Annotated in this window: 13 protein-coding genes; 4 read left to right on the forward strand and 9 right to left on the reverse strand. The window is 52.3% G+C overall.

Going from position 1 to position 16,228, the window contains the following annotated elements; translation table 11 throughout:
- Positions 1–220 precede the first annotated feature (220 nt).
- Positions 221–1,351: a YjgN family protein gene (locus tag BZG23_RS02600; RefSeq protein WP_077606066.1), complete on the forward strand. Its 1,131-nt coding sequence runs from the start codon at positions 221–223 to the stop codon at positions 1,349–1,351.
- The gene (locus tag BZG23_RS02605; protein ID WP_077606067.1) at positions 1,348–2,349 is read left to right on the forward strand and encodes a M48 family metallopeptidase; all 1,002 of its coding nucleotides are present in this window, start codon (positions 1,348–1,350) and stop codon (positions 2,347–2,349) included. The genes BZG23_RS02600 and BZG23_RS02605 overlap by 4 nt, the downstream gene beginning before the upstream one ends.
- 62 nt (positions 2,350–2,411) lie before the next feature.
- Here the strand turns inward: BZG23_RS02605 and BZG23_RS02610 are convergent, their stop codons facing one another.
- The 4 genes from BZG23_RS02610 to pepA all read right to left on the reverse strand — a co-directional run bounded on the left by BZG23_RS02610 (position 2,412) and on the right by pepA (position 8,098).
- Positions 2,412–2,795: a DUF2061 domain-containing protein gene (locus BZG23_RS02610; protein WP_077606068.1), complete on the reverse strand. Its 384-nt coding sequence runs from the start codon at positions 2,793–2,795 to the stop codon at positions 2,412–2,414.
- A gap of 232 nt (positions 2,796–3,027) precedes the next feature.
- Positions 3,028–5,886: a valine--tRNA ligase gene (locus BZG23_RS02615; protein ID WP_077606069.1), complete on the reverse strand. Its 2,859-nt coding sequence runs from the start codon at positions 5,884–5,886 to the stop codon at positions 3,028–3,030.
- A gap of 18 nt (positions 5,887–5,904) precedes the next feature.
- Positions 5,905–6,435, reverse strand: coding sequence for a DNA polymerase III subunit chi (locus tag BZG23_RS02620; RefSeq protein ID WP_077606070.1), 531 nt, complete (start codon positions 6,433–6,435; stop codon positions 5,905–5,907).
- A 151-nt stretch (positions 6,436–6,586) separates the two neighbouring features.
- Complete coding sequence (gene pepA / locus BZG23_RS02625; RefSeq protein ID WP_077606071.1) at positions 6,587–8,098, reverse strand: leucyl aminopeptidase; 1,512 nt, start codon at positions 8,096–8,098, stop codon at positions 6,587–6,589.
- A gap of 191 nt (positions 8,099–8,289) precedes the next feature.
- Here pepA and lptF point away from each other — a divergent pair, with 191 nt between their 5' ends.
- Positions 8,290–9,390: an LPS export ABC transporter permease LptF gene (lptF, locus tag BZG23_RS02630; protein WP_046073952.1), complete on the forward strand. Its 1,101-nt coding sequence runs from the start codon at positions 8,290–8,292 to the stop codon at positions 9,388–9,390.
- A complete protein-coding gene (gene lptG, locus BZG23_RS02635) occupies positions 9,390–10,463 on the forward strand; it encodes an LPS export ABC transporter permease LptG (protein WP_046073953.1) in 1,074 nt (357 codons plus the stop codon). Before lptF ends, lptG begins: the two co-directional genes overlap by 1 nt.
- Before the next feature lie 105 nt (positions 10,464–10,568).
- Here the strand turns inward: lptG and BZG23_RS02640 are convergent, their stop codons facing one another.
- From BZG23_RS02640 to BZG23_RS02660, 5 genes are all read right to left on the reverse strand, one after another.
- Positions 10,569–12,521: a TonB-dependent receptor domain-containing protein gene (locus BZG23_RS02640; protein ID WP_077606072.1), complete on the reverse strand. Its 1,953-nt coding sequence runs from the start codon at positions 12,519–12,521 to the stop codon at positions 10,569–10,571.
- A 334-nt stretch (positions 12,522–12,855) separates the two neighbouring features.
- A complete protein-coding gene (locus BZG23_RS02645) occupies positions 12,856–13,401 on the reverse strand; it encodes a BON domain-containing protein (protein WP_046073954.1) in 546 nt (181 codons plus the stop codon).
- Between the two features lie 3 nt (positions 13,402–13,404).
- Positions 13,405–13,995 (reverse strand): phosphoheptose isomerase, encoded by a 591-nt coding sequence (locus BZG23_RS02650; RefSeq protein WP_046073955.1) that lies wholly within the window; start codon positions 13,993–13,995, stop codon positions 13,405–13,407.
- Positions 13,996–13,998: 3 nt separating this feature from the next.
- Entirely contained in the window at positions 13,999–14,364 is a 366-nt protein-coding gene (locus BZG23_RS02655) for a YraN family protein (RefSeq protein WP_077606073.1), read from the reverse strand.
- On the reverse strand, positions 14,361–16,211 hold the full coding sequence (locus tag BZG23_RS02660; protein WP_241837172.1) for a penicillin-binding protein activator: 1,851 nt from the start codon (positions 16,209–16,211) through the stop codon (positions 14,361–14,363). The genes BZG23_RS02655 and BZG23_RS02660 overlap by 4 nt, the downstream gene beginning before the upstream one ends.
- Between the last annotated feature and the right edge of the window lie 17 nt (positions 16,212–16,228).

Raw genomic sequence — 16,228 nt, forward strand, 5'->3', positions numbered from 1 at the left:
CAAGATGCGTTTATGGTCGTCTTTTATTATTCCGCCTCATTCTTAAGATTGCCTTGTGTTATTTTTTCAGTGCTCTCTTGTTCTCCCCCCGTTGCGGGATATTGGTTGTATTTCTGTCTATTTTTTTAACCAAAAAACTCAAGCTTGTGCCATAATTCCTGCCGGTTTTTTGGACGTTGTAATGTTAATTAGCATTTATTATTGATTAAGAGATAAGTGAATGGAAAATCAGGTTAAATTTCATGGTCAGGGAAAAGAGTTCTTCGGCATATGGATTGTAAATATATTGTTGTCTTGTGTGACTTTGGGGATTTACTCGGCATGGGCAAAAGTACGAACCAATCAATATTTTTACGGTAATACAGACATTGCGGGCGATCGTTTTGGCTATCACGCCTTACCTAAACAAATTTTGATTGGCCGGATTATCGCAGCGGTGTGTGTATTGGTTTGGGTGATTGCTAATCAGCTTTTCCCCATTGCATCACTGGCTTTGCTAGCGATAGGGGTAGCCTTGATGCCCTGGTTAATTCGCAACAATATGCGCTTTGATGCCAGAATGACCAGCTACCGTAATGTTCGGTTCGACTTTACGGGCAAACTGTCAACCGCGTACCTGGTTTTCTTGGGGCTGCCGGTATTGTGCTACCTCAGCATAGGCGTGGTGTCGTTCTTTGGCGGCTCGCAACTGACTGGTGGCCATTTTGGCTTAGGCATCACACTCCTTTTACTTGCCATTGTGGTTGGCTTTTTGTCTTATGCATGGATTGCCTCGCAAGTAGCACGTTATTACCTCAATCACTCTACCTATGGAAATCAAAAATTTAAGGCTGAGGTAAGCTGGAAAATATTTGCCAAAACCTATCTGCAAGCCGGCCTTATTTGGTTTGGCCTTTCGGCGGTGGCTGGGATCGCAGTGGCCATTGTGATGGGAACCGATGTCAGTGCCTTCACATCGCCAAGCAGCGGCAGCTTCCAGTTGTTAATCATCGGCGCCTACCTATTCTTAGCGCTGACGGTCATCATTATTAACGCTTTTATTCGTACTAGGATCCGCAACTATCTCTTTGGTCAAGTCGAAATCGGCGATAGCCCTGCCTATCAATTGGCGTCTCGCATGACAGTGGGGGGGCTTTTGTACTTACTGATGACGAACTTGGCGTTGCTGATTGTCACCATTGGTATTGCCACACCATGGGTAAAAGTGCGCACTGCGGCCTATCTTGCCAATGTGACCTTTGTTATCGGTGATTTGTCTCAGCTGCACGCTGAAGGCGAGGCGGTGACCAATAACAATGCCGTGGCTGACGAGGTGGCTAATGCCTTTGATTTAGGTGTAGGTATTGGATGAGTTGGCGAGGCATCTATCACCCTCCCCACAGTGCGACAAAGCTCGATGCTGAGCTAACGCTGGCTGATCGCCATGTGTATGTCACCACTGAGCAGGGTGAACATACTTGGCCACTTGTAGACATGGATGTGTCGGTACCGGTGGGGAATCTGCCATTGGTACTGACCTTTCCTGACGGGCAAACATTCATCCCTGATGAGAGTCAGTCTCTGGCCACTGCGCTTGGACCTTCGCGGCGCGGAAAGTGGTTGCATTGGTTGGAGCAGCACAAGTTAGCGATTCTGGCAAGCTTGCTGGTGGTCGTGTTATTGGTGGTGCTGCTGTTTAGCCATGGTTTGCCTGCTCTGAGTCGTAGCTTGGTGCCCTGGGTGCCTGATGAGGTCTCCCGCCAGATTGGTCAGCAAACTCAGGAGACCTTGGATGAGCATATGCTAGCGCCGACTGAGTTGAGTCAGGCAACGCAAGTGCAGGTGCAGCAACAGTTTGACGCTTTGGTCGGACAGTTGCCGACGCTTCCTGTTGAGCCAAGGCTCGAGTTTCGGCAGTGGGAAGGCACTGCGAATGCGTTAGCACTCTCTGATGGCACTATTATTGTGACCGATGCGCTTGTCGCGTTAGCGGATACCCCCGCACAACTGAATAGCATCTTGTTGCACGAGGTGGGGCATTTGGCATACCAACACTCGCTGAAGTCCCTGGTGCGTGCCGCCCTGATCTCGACCACCGTTGCCTTGCTAACCGGTGAAAGCACGGGGTTAGCTGACAACTTATTGGGAGGTGGCGTGTTTTTGCTGACGCAAGGCTACTCACGCGACGATGAGCGAGAAGCCGATGCGTATGCCCAGCAACATATGACGGCTATCTATGGGAATGCGAATGCGATGAAGGTGATGTTTGAGCGGCTCGGTGAGGCAAATAATACGGGTAAACAGCTAGAGTGGTTAAGTACGCACCCTGGCATGAAAGCGCGGATTGAGGCGATTGAAAACGCGCGTTAAATGCTCGTGAGCAAGCGTAAACAATAAAAAACCATCGGCACCTTCAGCGTGCCGGTGGTTTTTTAATGATGATGCCCCAAGTGAAGCGGTGCCGGTTTTACCGCATGGCGACGCTGCCAAACCTTTTCATGGAAGAAGTACGCCAAGGTGTTGATGCTCGGCTCAACCAGCGCCAGTGCGCCACCGACTAGCCAATCGCCACTGATTAAATAGCCCACCAAAAAGGCAACGTTAAAGTGTATCACCGCAAAGCTGGCCGTTTTGACCGCTGGGCGCGCTTGGCGGCTAAGCTGCCAGAGTTTTTCATGAAGATAAAACGCGCCAGTATTGACAGTGGGCTCGGTCATCGCAATCAGGCTGCCAATGATGATATCGCCGGTTAGCACATAGGCCACGGTAAAGGCGATAGAAAAGTGGATAGCCGCAAAACTGAGTGTCTTCTTCATGTTGTAGATCCTTATTGGCAACACGCGTTTAATCAACACTGACAGTATGTCGTGTCTGTGTCGATAAATAAAAACGGTTCTCACTATCTTTTACATAGAGCAGAGCTATCAACGGCGATCAGTGCTAGGGATAACAAGCGATTAAAAGCTGACCAAGCCAAGGTTGCGCTGAGGTGGGATATAAAAAAGCCACACCGAGCGGTGTGGCTTGATAGGCTGAGTGAGCCGACGATTATAGCGCGGCGATCGTCGCTTTTTGCTCGCCAAGCTTGGTGAGGCTCTCACGGTAGCCGTCGAGCTTTTCACGCTCTTTCGCCACCACGGCTTCAGGTGCTTTGGCGACGAAACTTTCGTTGCCCAGCTTGCCTTCAACACGCTTGATTTCACCTTCGACTCTGGCGATTTCTTTATCCAGACGTGCTAACTCGGCGTCTTTATCAATCAAGCCCGCCATCGGGATCAAGATCTCCGAGCTGCCGACCAACGCAGAGGCACACGCAGGCAAGGTTTCGCTACCGTCAAGCACGGTGAAGTTGCCGAGTTTTGCCAAGGCATTCAAGGTGGTGCGGTTGCGGGTGGCACGCTCAGCATCACGGCTATCCGCGGCTTTTAGCATCACTTCAAGCGGCTGGCTTGGCGCAATGTCGTATTCTGCGCGCAGGTTACGGATGCTGACAATAAACTGCTTCACCCACTCAATGTCTTCTGAGGCTTGCGCGTTAACACGGCTGGCATCAAATTGCGGCAACGGCTGGTTCATAATGGTGTCGCCGTCGACACCGTCAACCAGTGGTTTGACGCTCTGCCAAATCGCTTCCGTGATGTATGGGATCACAGGGTGCGCTAGACGCAAGGTTTTTTCCAAGACGGTGATCAGGGTGTAACGGGTCGCACGTTGCTGTGCGTCGTCACCTTTCCACAGTACGGGCTTGGTGAGCTCTAAGTACCAGTCACAGAACTGGTGCCAGATAAACTCATACAAGACACCGGCCGCCATATCGAGACGATAGTTGTCGAGGTGAGTATTGAAGTCTTTCGCCGCTTGCTGGAACTGAGACTCGATCCACTGATCGGCCAATGAGAATTGCATCTCGCCGCCGCTCATGCCGCAATCTTGCTCTTCGGTGTTCATCAGCACGTAACGGCTGGCGTTCCACAGCTTGTTACAGAAGTTGCGATACCCTTCAAGGCGCTTCATATCCCAGTTGATGTCACGACCGGTTGAGGCCAATGCCGCGAGGGTAAAGCGCAGTGCGTCGGTGCCGTGGGCCTCGATGCCATTCTCGAAGGTTTTACGGGTCGCCTTTTCAATCTTTTCTGCCAGCTTCGGCTGCATCATGTTGCCGGTGCGCTTGGCAACCAAGTCATCAACACTGATGCCGTCAATCATATCGAGCGGGTCGAGTACGTTACCCTTGGATTTTGACATCTTGGCGCCACTTTCATCGCGGATAAGACCGGTCATGTAAATGGTCTTAAACGGCACTTGTGGCTTGCCGTTTTCATCCTTGATGAAGTGCATGGTCATCATGATCATGCGCGCCACCCAGAAGAAAATGATATCAAAACCTGACACCAACACATCGGTGGGGTGGAAGGTTTTCAGTGCATCGGTGTTTTCTGGCCAGCCTAGCGTACCGAACGTCCAAAGCGCGGAGGAGAACCAAGTATCCAACACGTCTTCGTCTTGGCGCAGCGCGACGTCGTCGCCAATCTGGTTATCGCGACGCACTTCGTCTTCGTCACGGCCCACATAGACATTGCCTTGATCGTCGTACCACGCAGGAATGCGGTGACCCCACCAAAGCTGACGTGAAATACACCAATCTTGCACATCACGCATCCACGCGAAGTACATGTTCTCGTACTGCTTAGGCACAAATTGGATATCGCCGTCTTCAACAGCTTTTACCGCCGGCTCTGCTAATGGCGCGGTGCGCACATACCACTGATCGGTCAGCATTGGCTCAATCACTACGCCGCCGCGATCGCCATACGGCACGGTCAGATCGTGATCTTTAATTTCATCCAATAAGCCCAGCGCATCAAATTCGGCCACGATCGCTTTACGTGCGGCAAAACGCTCCAGGCCTTGGTAGTTTTCTGGCAGGGCACTATCGAAAGCATCACTTGGCTGGCCTTTATGGTCAAACACTTCAGCCTGATCGCGAATGTCGGCGTTCAAGGTCAGGATGTTGATCATCGGTAGCTGGTGGCGCTGGCCGACTTCGTAGTCGTTAAAGTCGTGCGCAGGGGTGATCTTCACACAGCCGGTGCCTTTTTCCATGTCGGCGTGCTCATCGCCCACAATTGGGATGCGACGATTGACCACAGGCAGCAATACGTGCTTGCCAATCAGGTCTTTATAGCGCGGATCTTCTGGGTTGACCGCAACACCGGTATCGCCCAGCATGGTTTCTGGACGGGTGGTGGCCACCACGATGTAGTCTTTGCCTTCGGCGGTTTGGGCGCCATCAGCAAGTGGATAACGGAAATGCCACATGTGGCCTTTCTTATCTTTGTTTTCCACTTCCAAGTCAGAAATGGCCGTGTGCAGCTTAGGATCCCAATTCACCAGGCGTTTACCGCGGTAAATCAAGTCTTCTTGGTGCAGGCGAACAAACACTTCTTTGACGGCATTGGAAAAGCCTTCATCCATGGTGAAGCGTTCGCGATCCCAGTCGACAGAGGCCCCTAAGCGGCGCAATTGTTGAGTAATGGTGCCACCAGATTCGCCTTTCCATTGCCAAATTTTGTCAACAAAGGCCTCACGACCGTAATCGTGTTTGGTTTTGCCTTCTTCGGCGGCGATCTTGCGCTCCACGACCATCTGCGTCGCGATACCGGCGTGGTCCGTTCCCACTTGCCATAGGGTATTTTTGCCCTTCATCCGTGCGGCACGGGTCAGGGTATCCATAATGGTATCCTGGAACGCGTGGCCCATATGCAGGCTACCGGTCACGTTTGGAGGCGGGATCATGATGCTGAATGCATCTTTGCTGGTATCACCATGAGGTCGGAAATAGCCCGCCTCTTCCCAGCGCTGATACAGCGCTTTTTCGATTGATTGTGGATTATATGTCTTTTCCATAGCGCTCTTGAAAGATCGTCAAGGTTTGGGCGATTGGTCGATGGCCAGGGTATGAAGTTGCAGGCCTGCCAGTCGGTATGCTTTATATCGGTGACGCGCGTGCTGTTTGAGCGTCTCATCGCAAGGGACGAAGTCTACCACTTGTGCAAACGAAGGCGCAAAATTTGATGGCTCTGTCGCCAAATTGATAAGCACGCTGCGATGACCCGTATGACGTACGCCAGGCCAGCCGATTTCCACCGGTGCGCCGCCTCGCGGCCCTTCACCGACCAAGTTATGGGGCAAAAATACATCCGGGTCACGTTGCCACAGTAGATCATCGAGTTGATGCGCTTGGGCTTGGTCGTGCGCGGCCAGGTAAATGCGTTGCCCTTGTTGATAGTAGTAAAAAGCCAGTTCGATAGCGGTTGCTACTATGATTTGTGTGTCACGTTGTTGCGTGTCACTGTCTTTGCTTTCACGCGCTTGCTGTTCGGGTGTTAGCCCCGGGCGTTCGGTATCGTCGGCTGAATCAGTCGGCGATAGCAAATAAAAGGTGGCGGTGGGCATATACGCTCCTAAATATGAGAAACGGCCTCCGTCCCAAAAGCAGGGTGTCCGGGTAGCGCGAGCCCAACAACATAGCCGATTGTGCGCACTGACACCAGTATTGAATAAAGCGTGAACAAAAAAAGGAGGCCGGTTGGCCTCCTTGTGTTCGTTACTCTTCCACTTCTAGGCCAGAGCGGTTAAGTAGGAATTGCACCAACAATGGCACGGGGCGGCCGGTTGAGCCTTTTTCTTTACCGCCGCTTTTCCATGCGGTACCCGCGATATCCAGGTGCGCCCAGTTGTATTTCTTGGCAAAGCGTGACAAGAAGCACCCGGCGGTGATGGTGCCGCCACCTTTACCGCCAATGTTGGCCATATCGGCAAACGGGCTGTCGAGCTGCTCTTGGAACTCGTCAGTCATTGGCAGACGCCACGCTCGGTCACCGGCTTGCTCTGAGGCGTTAATAATATCGTGCGCCAATGGGTTTTGGTTGGCAATCAAGGCGCTGATGTGGTGGCTCAAGGCCATGATGCACGCGCCCGTTAAGGTCGCCACATCGATCACACACTCTGGCTCATAACGCTCGACATAGGTGAGGGCGTCACACAGTACCAAGCGGCCTTCGGCGTCGGTATTGAGCACTTCTACTGTCTGGCCTGACATGGTGGTGAGAATATCACCCGGGCGATAGGCTTGGCCGTCTGGCATGTTTTCGCAGCCTGCCAGCACCCCAACAACGTTAATCGGTAGGTTGAGCTCGGCCAGCGCGCGCATTACCCCAAACACGGAGGCAGCGCCACCCATGTCGTACTTCATTTCGTCCATGTTGGCGCCAGGCTTGATGGAAATGCCGCCCGAGTCAAAGGTTAGACCTTTACCCACCAATACAATCGGTTTGGCGTCTGGGTCAGGGTTATTTTTGTACTCCATGATCGACATCATCGACTCATTTTTTGAGCCTCGGCCAACCGCCAAGTACGAATGCATGCCCAGTTTTTCCATTTCTTGCTCGCCGATGATACGGGTTGTGACCGTTTCATAATCGTCGGCAAGGCGACGCGCTTGCGAGGCAAGGTATGCCGGGTTGGCCACGTTTGGTGGCATGTTACCCAAGTCTTTACAGGCGTTAACACCAGAGGCAACCGCCAAACCGTGCGCGATGGCGCGCTCACCCAGGTTCAGCTCACGACGCGTTGGCACATTGAACACCATTTTGCGCAGTGGGCGGCGAATTTCTGGCTTCACGCTTTTGAATTGGTTAAAGGTGTACAGGCTGTCTCTGGTGCTTTCAACCGCTTGGCGCACCTTCCAATAAGTGTCACGGCCTTTAACATGCAGCTCGGTTAAGAAGCAGACCGCTTCCATTGAACCGGTTTCATTGAGGGTGCTGATGGTTTTCTTGATAATTTCTTTATACTGACGTTCACCGAGCTCACGCTCTTTGCCGCAGCCGACCAACAATACGCGCTCTGATAGGACATTCGGGACATGGTGCAGCAGGAGCACCTGGCCGGGTTTACCTTCCAGATCACCGCGGCGCAGCAGGGCACTGATGTAGCCGTCGCTGATTTTATCAAGCTGCTCGGCCACTGGGGAGAGGCGGCGAGGCTCAAACACACCGACGACAATACAGGCACTGCGTTGCTTTTCGGGGCTACCGCTCTTTACACTGAACTCCATTTGTACTCCTAGATCCTAAAGACAATTGAGACCAAATGTTGGATAATGCCGCCTCTATGTTGTTGAACGCTCTAGATGCGCCCGGATTAGCCGGCGGTCAACAAATGGCCGAAAGATTAGAAAACAACTAATTAAACCAGAAACTATAGTTATTCGAGTAAAAAAACAAGTTTTCCATAGGTGCCTTCGCTTTGATAATTGTTCGATATTTGATCCGGGAGACGGTTAAGACGCAAGTTGCAGTCTTATTTGTGTTATTTCTGGTCTTTTTCAGCCAAAAGTTCATCCGTGTGCTGGCCAATGCCACAGAAGGATCGATCCCCAGTGATCAAATTATTACCTTAGTGGGTTTGTACATGCCGTCCATGGCCATGTTGATGTTGCCGCTCAGTTTGTATATCGGGATCTTGATCACTTTTGGTCGTCTGTATGCTGAGAGTGAGATCACCGTGATGAATGCCACCGGGATCGGCAATGAGTTTCTGATCCGCGCGGCGCTTTACTTGGCCATCATTACTGGCTCGGTGGCCGCTTTTAACGCACTCTGGCTAACACCGTGGGCCAATAACCAAGAGTTAGAAGTCATGGAGCAGCTGGAAGCTAAATCAGGGCTTGAGTTGCTGGTGCAAGGACAGTTTCAAAGCGCCCCCTCGGGCGAGGCGGTGATTTTTGTTGATAATATTGAAGATGATGGTCAAACCCTGAATCAGGTATTTGTTGCCCAGCCCGTGCCGCGTGACTCCTTGTTGCCCAACGTGGTGGTGGCGGATAAAGGCTATGTTTCTGAGCTCGACGATGGCCGCCAAGTACTGGACTTGGTCGATGGCACCCGCACTGAGGGGCTGCCGACCCAGCTTAACTATGGCGTGACCACCTACGAGAACTATCAGGTCTTAATTGGTCAACGCGAGGTGCGCGAGAAAAGCCGCGATTGGGACGCGGTGCCTACCTTGCAGCTGTTTGGTGAGTCGAGCTTGAAAGCACGCGCTGAGCTACAGTGGCGTATTTCCTTGGTACTGTGTATTCCATTGATGACCATGATTGTGGTGCCATTGTCGGCGGTGAATCCGCGTCAAGGGCGATTTGCCAAGCTCTTCCCCGCTATTTTGATTTATTTGGCGTACTTTTTGTCGATCAGTGCGGCTAAATCAGCGGTCGAAGACGGCGATCTCCCGGCACAAATTGGGCTTTGGAGTGTTAATGTCGCCGCCTTGTTATTGGCCGTCGTGCTTGCCGGTTGGGACTCGCTACCGGTGCGAAAACTCAAAGCTAGCGTAAAAGGATCTGCCTGATGTTTCGCATTCTTGATTGGTATATTGGTCGCACCCTGATTGGCACCTCCTCCTTGTGTTTGGCGACACTGGTGGGATTATCAGCCATCATTAAATTTGTTGAGCAGCTGCGCTCGGTGGGAGATGGTACTTACACCATGGGCAAGGCGATTTTATACGTGGCATTGAGCATGCCGCGTGATATTGAAATGTTCTTCCCGATGGCCGTATTGCTGGGCGCCTTGATTGGCTTGGGGATGCTGGCATCCAGCTCCGAGCTGGTGGTGATGCAGGCAGCGGGGATCTCTAAACTGCAGATTGGCATGTCGGTGCTCAAAACGGCGATTCCCTTGATGCTAATCGTGATGGTGCTGGGCCAATGGGGCGCGCCCGATGCGCAAAAAGCCGCGCGTGAGTTACGTGCCATCGCTAAATCAGGCGGCAATGTGATGTCGGTACGGCGCGGCGTATGGGCGAAAGACGGCAATGACTTTATTTATATCGCTCGTGCCGATGAGCAAGATAATCTCACGGGTGTGAGCATCTGGAAGTTTGACGATCAGCAAAACATGACCAATGTGGTGTTTGCTGAAAGTGCCGATTATCTCAACCAAGATAGCTGGATGCTCAAAGACGTCACCATTACTCGGATGCAAAAGCGCGAAGCGATTTCTAACGTGCAGCAAGATCAACTGGTGTGGAAAACCACCCTCACGCCAGACAAGCTGGCGGTCGTGACGGTAAAACCCGAGGAGTTATCCTTATCAGGCTTGTACAGTTATGTGACTTACTTACGAGCTTCTCAGCAAGATGCCTCACGCTATGAACTCGCCTTATGGCGAAAAGCCGTCCAACCCTTGTCGATTGCGGTCATGATGTTGCTGGCGCTCAGCTTTGTGTTTGGCCCACTGCGGAGCGTTACCATGGGGGCACGCGTGCTCTCTGGGGTGATTTTTGGCTTTGGCTTTTATATTGCCAATGAGGTCTTTGGGCCAATGAGCTTGGTATACAAATTACCGCCAGCGATTGGTGCCATTACCCCAAGTGTGATTTTCTTAGTGATCACCTTACTGCTGCTCCGGCGTAAACTGTAACTGGTCAGGTGCAAATTATCGCTTGGCAGTGAGCCATCGAAAAGGATCTAAAAAGGGCCGACATGCTGTCGGCCCTTTGTGTATCACGGATAGGAGAGTCAATGCTTAGAAGCTGTAGCTCATGCCTAAACGTAGGTCTCGTCCTGGCTCAGGCATGCTACTGCCGCTGCTTAAGGTGAACGAGCTGTGCTCGCTGTATTCCTTGTCGAGCAGGTTGTTGACCGCTAATGAAACCGTGAGCCCTTGGTAGGCCGCTGGCTGCCACTGCGCGCGTACATCATGCACTACATAGCCAGGCTTCTCGTGATCGCCGTCTTGCACATCGGTCAAGCGCTCAACGCCAGTCAGGGTATAACCTAAGCTGACATCCGTATCGACCAATTGATATTGCGTATCCCACACCCAAGTATTACCGACTGATGCGCCGATTGCCATTTCGTCGCCTAGAGGATCGCCGTTTTCATCTTCCATGTTGACATGGCTATAGCTAAGCTGCGTATCGAATTGATTGAGTGCCCAGCCCACGCGCGCCTCGATACCTTGGCTCGTGACCTCATCCTCGAGGTTGTAAAGGTAATTCGGGTCGCTGCGGCGATCATACGCCTGGAAGTTTTCTATGCGGGTATTAAAGCCGGTGACCGCCAGATTCAGGGTGTCTTGCTTGGTCAACATGCCATAGCCTTGCCACTCAACACCGATTTCAGCTTGTTTAGCGTGCTCGGGCTGTAAATCTTTATCTACTTCAACGGCACCGCCAATCAGCAACACTTCCCGCGTTTTGGCACCGCGCACCGCTTCACCGTAGCCAGCATGGAGGCGTAGGTTGTCCGTCGCTTGATAGCTCAGTTGCACGTTGGGTGAAACCTCACTGCCATCGACTTCACCCGCTTGGCCATAATCGGTGTGGTAGTCGTCAAAGCGTGCGCCCCATGCAATGCCAAGATCGCCGACTGTCATTCTATCTTGTAAAAACAGGCCGATATTGCGCGCTTTATCTTGGTTATTAGCGCCGCTGGCTTCATCGTAATCGAGGTTTTCGGTTTTTTGCTCGAACATATCGATACCCGCGGTGAGCGCATGTTGTACCGCGCCGGTATCAAAGCGCATTTGGTTACGAATATCGCCGCCGATTTGACGGGCCCGGCTAAAGGTTTCGCTTTCAATCCGATCCAGATCTAAGGTGTTTTGATACAACTTGGTGGTCAATTCGATCCAGTCAGAATCCGGTGCCCAGCGATGTTGAAAAGAGAGGGTTTCGCGCTCGGTCTCTTGATAGCTGCGAGACTGGCGGCTGAAGTAGGGCATATGAGCACGGACAAAGTAATCGCCCTGATCGGTGCGACGCTCGGCACTGACACGGACATCGTGATCACCGTGATTTAACAGTGATAACTTAACTAGGTAGCTACGTTGTTGGCTCGCCGTTGCCGGCTGCAGATCGCCGCCGCCGTGGCGATAGTCATCACTATTACGGCCTTTCATGTAGGCAAGAATACCGAGCGACTCTCCCAAGCGACCATAGACGGCAGAGCTGCCAGAGGTGGCATTGGCTGCACTTTCAAGACCACCTGAAAGTCGGGCACCGATAGTTTGGCCGGCGCGCAGCATATCTTGTGCGTCTTTGGTTTCAAAACGTACACTGCCGCCCAGCGCGCCGGGGCCACTGTCGGCACTCGCTGGACCTGACTCGACCCCGACTCGCTTGAGAAGCTCGGGCTCAATACTTAAACGTCCTTGGTGGTGGAATAAGTAACCCCCTTGTGCGGCACCATCGACGGTGATGTTGAGGTTAGTGTCTTCAACACCCCGTAGATAGACCTTCTGTCCGGCACCTACGCCACCACCGACGTTGATGCTGGCGTTGTCGCGAAACATGTCTTCCAGATCTCGTGCCTGACGGGCTTCTAGCTCTTCAGCACTGACCGCCATCTTGCCCTGTAGGCTATCGGCGGTGACCGTCACCGTTTCCACGGGCTGTGCGTCTTGGGCGTGTGTGGGGAGGCTTAGCGTGCCTGCCGTGATGAGAGCAACGGTAAGCGGGTTTAAACGTAAATGCATGTCATACTCCTATGCAAATAGTTCTCATTTGTTTGTGTCGGGACTATATCAGGCGCAAATAGGATTCACTATCAAAAATTCTAATAACAACCATTATCATTAGTGTTTGTAACTGTTTTGTATGTGATTAGGGAAGAGATGTAGCGCTGATGTTTTTTCTTGAAGATAAAAAAGAAAGAAAAGAGTAAAGAGAAAGCAACGCGGTTGACGACAAACAAGATAACGAGTGGGGGAGTGCGAGTGACGCAGCAGTAGAAAACGTCCCGGCGTAAAAAAGCCGGCAACAAGAGGCCGGCTGATAGATAGACCGTTTATCGTGAGTGTGAGGCGCGCCTTATGGCGAGTTGTCGTCACCCACATATTGGAAAGCTTTGATCACGCGCTCAACGCCACGCACATTGCGGGCGATATCCACCGCTTTGTCCGCTTGCGCTTGGGTCACTGCCCCCATTAAAAACACTTCTCTGGCTTCAGTGATCACCTTGATGTTGACCGAACGCAACTGATCATCAGCCACGAATGCTGCTTTGACGCGGGTTGTGAGCCAGCCATCGGTGCTGATATCGGCAAGGCCAATCATCGGTGCGTCGCGCACTTCGTTATAGACCACGTCGACATTATCTAACGCGCGAATGCGCTCAACCAGTTGCTCGGTGAGTGCCGGATCGGTGCTTTGTCCCACTAACAGCGCTTGCCCTTGAAAAGCGGCCGCTTTTGCTCGAATTTTGTTCCTAAACGGTGGCTTGTTGACAATCCCAGCGGTGTTTAGGCCAATTTGCGTGTCCTGCCACTCCTCGCCAGTGGTGCGTGGATCGGAAGAATACACGGTGGAACACGCTTGCAAGGCAAGCGCAAACATCAAGGTGACTATCAGGCGCATGATTTATTCTCCGTGAGAGGGGAAGAGCACCTGATCGATGAGATCGCACAAGCAATGCACAGTGAGTAAGTGCCCTTCCTGGATCCGTGCCGTGCGTTGTGATGGGATACGGATTTCTACATCGCGCTGTCCGAGCAAACCGGCCATCTCTCCCCCGTCTTTGCCGGTCATTGCAATAATCGTCATATCACGGGTAACGGCCGCTTCCATGGCTTTGATGATGTCTTTGCTGTTACCACTAGTGGAAATCGCCAGCAAGATATCGCCAGCTTGTCCCAACGCACGAACTTGCTTAGAAAACACTTCATCATGACTGTAATCGTTGGCCACCGCCGTTAAGGTGGTGGTGTCTGTGGTCAGTGCTAACGCTGGCAAACTCGGACGCTCGGTTTCAAAGCGATTAAGCAGGCAAGAGGCAAAATGTTGCGCGTTGGCCGCGGATCCGCCATTGCCACAGCAAAGAATTTTGTTGCCGTTAAGCAGGCTTTGTACCATCACCTGTGCCGATTGTGACAGATACTCAGGGATCGCTTCGGCAGCAGCAATCTGGGTTTGAATACTTTCGGTAAAGCTCTCTTTGATGCTCTCTAGCATGACTTACCCTTGAACAATGTTTTTAATCCAGTTAACCGCCTCAACACTGCCATCAAAGGTGACGGCGTCAAAGCGAAATTCTGTTTGTGTACTTTTCACCCCGTGGCACTGCATCCAGCGCTCTGCCGCGAGAATTAAACGCTTTTGCTTAGCAGCGGTAATACTGGCCGCTGCGCCACCAAAACCACGTCCGCGGCGAAAACGAACCTCAACAAACACCAAGCAGGTGCCGTCTTGCATCACCAGATCGATTTCCCCGCGGCGACTGTGCGCGTTTTTATCTAAAACACGGAGCCCATGACGAACGAGGTATTGGCAAGCTTGTGCTTCGTAAGCTTGCCCTGTCGCCCTAGTCGGCGAACCTGTCACTGCCCGTCCTGTCTCGTTTGGTGGTTAACCGGCTCGATGTCTGTTTTACCAAAGCGCGCCCAGTCTAGTTGTCGATGAATAACACAGTGCTCAGCGAGTGAGAGCTGACCGGTCTGGCCGCTAAACTGATAACCGGGCTGTGCCTGCATCTGTGGCAACCCTTTTAGTAGGCCGTATGCGTCCATCCCAAGCGCGTGTAAACGTGTGGTGTTATTGCTCGGCGATGGGTGGCGCTGTTGGTAACGCTGGTACGCTGCGCTTTGCGGGCTAATCAGCAGCGGAATATCACTAAACTCTATGCCTTGTAGTTCGGCTAGTTGTCCCATGCCGTCTGCACGGTTGTTGCTGCGCGAGCTCGCGTACAGCTTGGGTGGCTGGACATCTGGGTTGATAGCGACTTCGATAAATGGCTTGAGCAAGGTGAGCTCAGCGGCGCCGGCAACCATATAAACCGCATCAATGTCACGCCGACTGCGCGCTTGCGATTGCAAAGGCAAATCGGTGAGCTGTTTCATTTGGGCGATTCGGCGCTGGCTCGCGTCTAAGCCGAAAATATCACGGATGCGTGCTTGCATCTTATCACGATCACCCAGCGGTGCGCGCTCTACGTCTGTATCCGTCAATGATTGCCAGCGCGCGGAGAACGCATCACGCATCCGCTGACCAAAGGCAGAGTCAGGATAGAGCACCAGTGGGAATTGATACCCTTGCTGGTTCAAGCGATCAGCTGCTTGCGCCGCTTCTTGTTCGGGCGACAAGGTAAAATAGCATACCCCTTGCTGATAGTTTTCATCCGTGGGTTCATTCAGTGCTAACAAAGGCACTTGCCCGGCAATGGCGTTGCTGACGGCGGCGACTTTATGTTTTTGCAGCGGCCCAACCACAAAATCAACGCCGTCATGGGTAATGCGTTGGGTGAGCGTTTTAACGTCTAGGGCGTTGGTGTCGTAAAAACGGACTTCAGGGCGTTGCTCGCTATCAGCATCTAGCATGGCTTCGACAAAACCATCGCGGATCGCATCCCCTTGCTCGGAGAATTTGTCGGTCAATGGCAGCATCACACCAACACGTGTTGGTTGGGTGATGGTCAACGCTTGGATATCGGCCAAGTTATCAGGGAGATATTGGTTTGCTGGATGGGCAGGATGCGACGCTAAATACGCATCCAGTTGGTTTTGCATCTCAGCCACATCGCCGGTGTAACGGCGAGCGATATCAAGTAAATCAACCCAGCCGGCGAGAATGTCATCGTCGCTGCTTTGCAACTGTTTGATTTCACTTTGACTCAGTAGCTGTAAATCTTGCCACAAGGTATTCCATGCCTGCTGCGCGTCATCGGCGTTGGCATAATTCGCTAATTGGTACTGGTTTTTTACCGCGTCGAGCACCTGATCTTGCTGGCGGGCAATCTTGGCCTTTTGCTGGTAAAAGCGGACATACTGACTGTCGTTAAGTTGCCAGTCAGGTGAAAGCGCCAGCACCTGATTGGCGTCGGCAAGTTGGCCGGTTTGTGCGTAAAAGCGCGCCCGAGCCAGTGTCCACTCAATACGCTGCTCGGTATTGAGTTGGCGTTCTGACAAGCGCTGCAATAGCACGTCCGCTTGGTTAAACTGCTGCTCGTTAATCAGCGCTTTGATCGCCAGTAGATACCAGTCGTTTTGCTTCTCGCCTTGGCTGGTTTCCGCTTGCAACAGGTAAAATGTCGAGTTCTCTGTTGCTGGCTGACTGATGACATCACGCGCGGTTGGCGTGGTGGACGGCGCACTACATGCAGCCAGCGCTAACGCTAGGGCTACAGGGGTGATAAGTCGTGTTACACTTTGACGCTTCTGGGTAAGTTTAACCATGAACATGTTTCAACCGT

The organism is Salinivibrio sp. ML290, from assembly GCF_001995695.1.
GTDB lineage: Bacteria > Pseudomonadota > Gammaproteobacteria > Enterobacterales > Vibrionaceae > Salinivibrio > Salinivibrio siamensis.

What these genes read in the sequence shown, in the direction of transcription:
- BZG23_RS02600 (WP_077606066.1), top strand. Translation starts at nt 221, where the DNA reads ATGGAAAATCAGGTTAAATTTCATGGTCAGGGAAAAGAGTTCTTCGGC.
- BZG23_RS02605 (WP_077606067.1), top strand. Translation starts at nt 1,348, where the DNA reads ATGAGTTGGCGAGGCATCTATCACCCTCCCCACAGTGCGACAAAGCTC.
- BZG23_RS02610 (WP_077606068.1), bottom strand. Translation starts at nt 2,795, where the DNA reads ATGAAGAAGACACTCAGTTTTGCGGCTATCCACTTTTCTATCGCCTTT.
- BZG23_RS02615 (WP_077606069.1), bottom strand. Translation starts at nt 5,886, where the DNA reads ATGGAAAAGACATATAATCCACAATCAATCGAAAAAGCGCTGTATCAG.
- BZG23_RS02620 (WP_077606070.1), bottom strand. Translation starts at nt 6,435, where the DNA reads ATGCCCACCGCCACCTTTTATTTGCTATCGCCGACTGATTCAGCCGAC.
- pepA (WP_077606071.1), bottom strand. Translation starts at nt 8,098, where the DNA reads ATGGAGTTCAGTGTAAAGAGCGGTAGCCCCGAAAAGCAACGCAGTGCC.
- lptG (WP_046073953.1), top strand. Translation starts at nt 9,390, where the DNA reads ATGTTTCGCATTCTTGATTGGTATATTGGTCGCACCCTGATTGGCACC.
- BZG23_RS02640 (WP_077606072.1), bottom strand. Translation starts at nt 12,521, where the DNA reads ATGCATTTACGTTTAAACCCGCTTACCGTTGCTCTCATCACGGCAGGC.
- BZG23_RS02645 (WP_046073954.1), bottom strand. Translation starts at nt 13,401, where the DNA reads ATGCGCCTGATAGTCACCTTGATGTTTGCGCTTGCCTTGCAAGCGTGT.
- BZG23_RS02650 (WP_046073955.1), bottom strand. Translation starts at nt 13,995, where the DNA reads ATGCTAGAGAGCATCAAAGAGAGCTTTACCGAAAGTATTCAAACCCAG.
- BZG23_RS02660 (WP_241837172.1), bottom strand. Translation starts at nt 16,211, where the DNA reads ATGGTTAAACTTACCCAGAAGCGTCAAAGTGTAACACGACTTATCACC.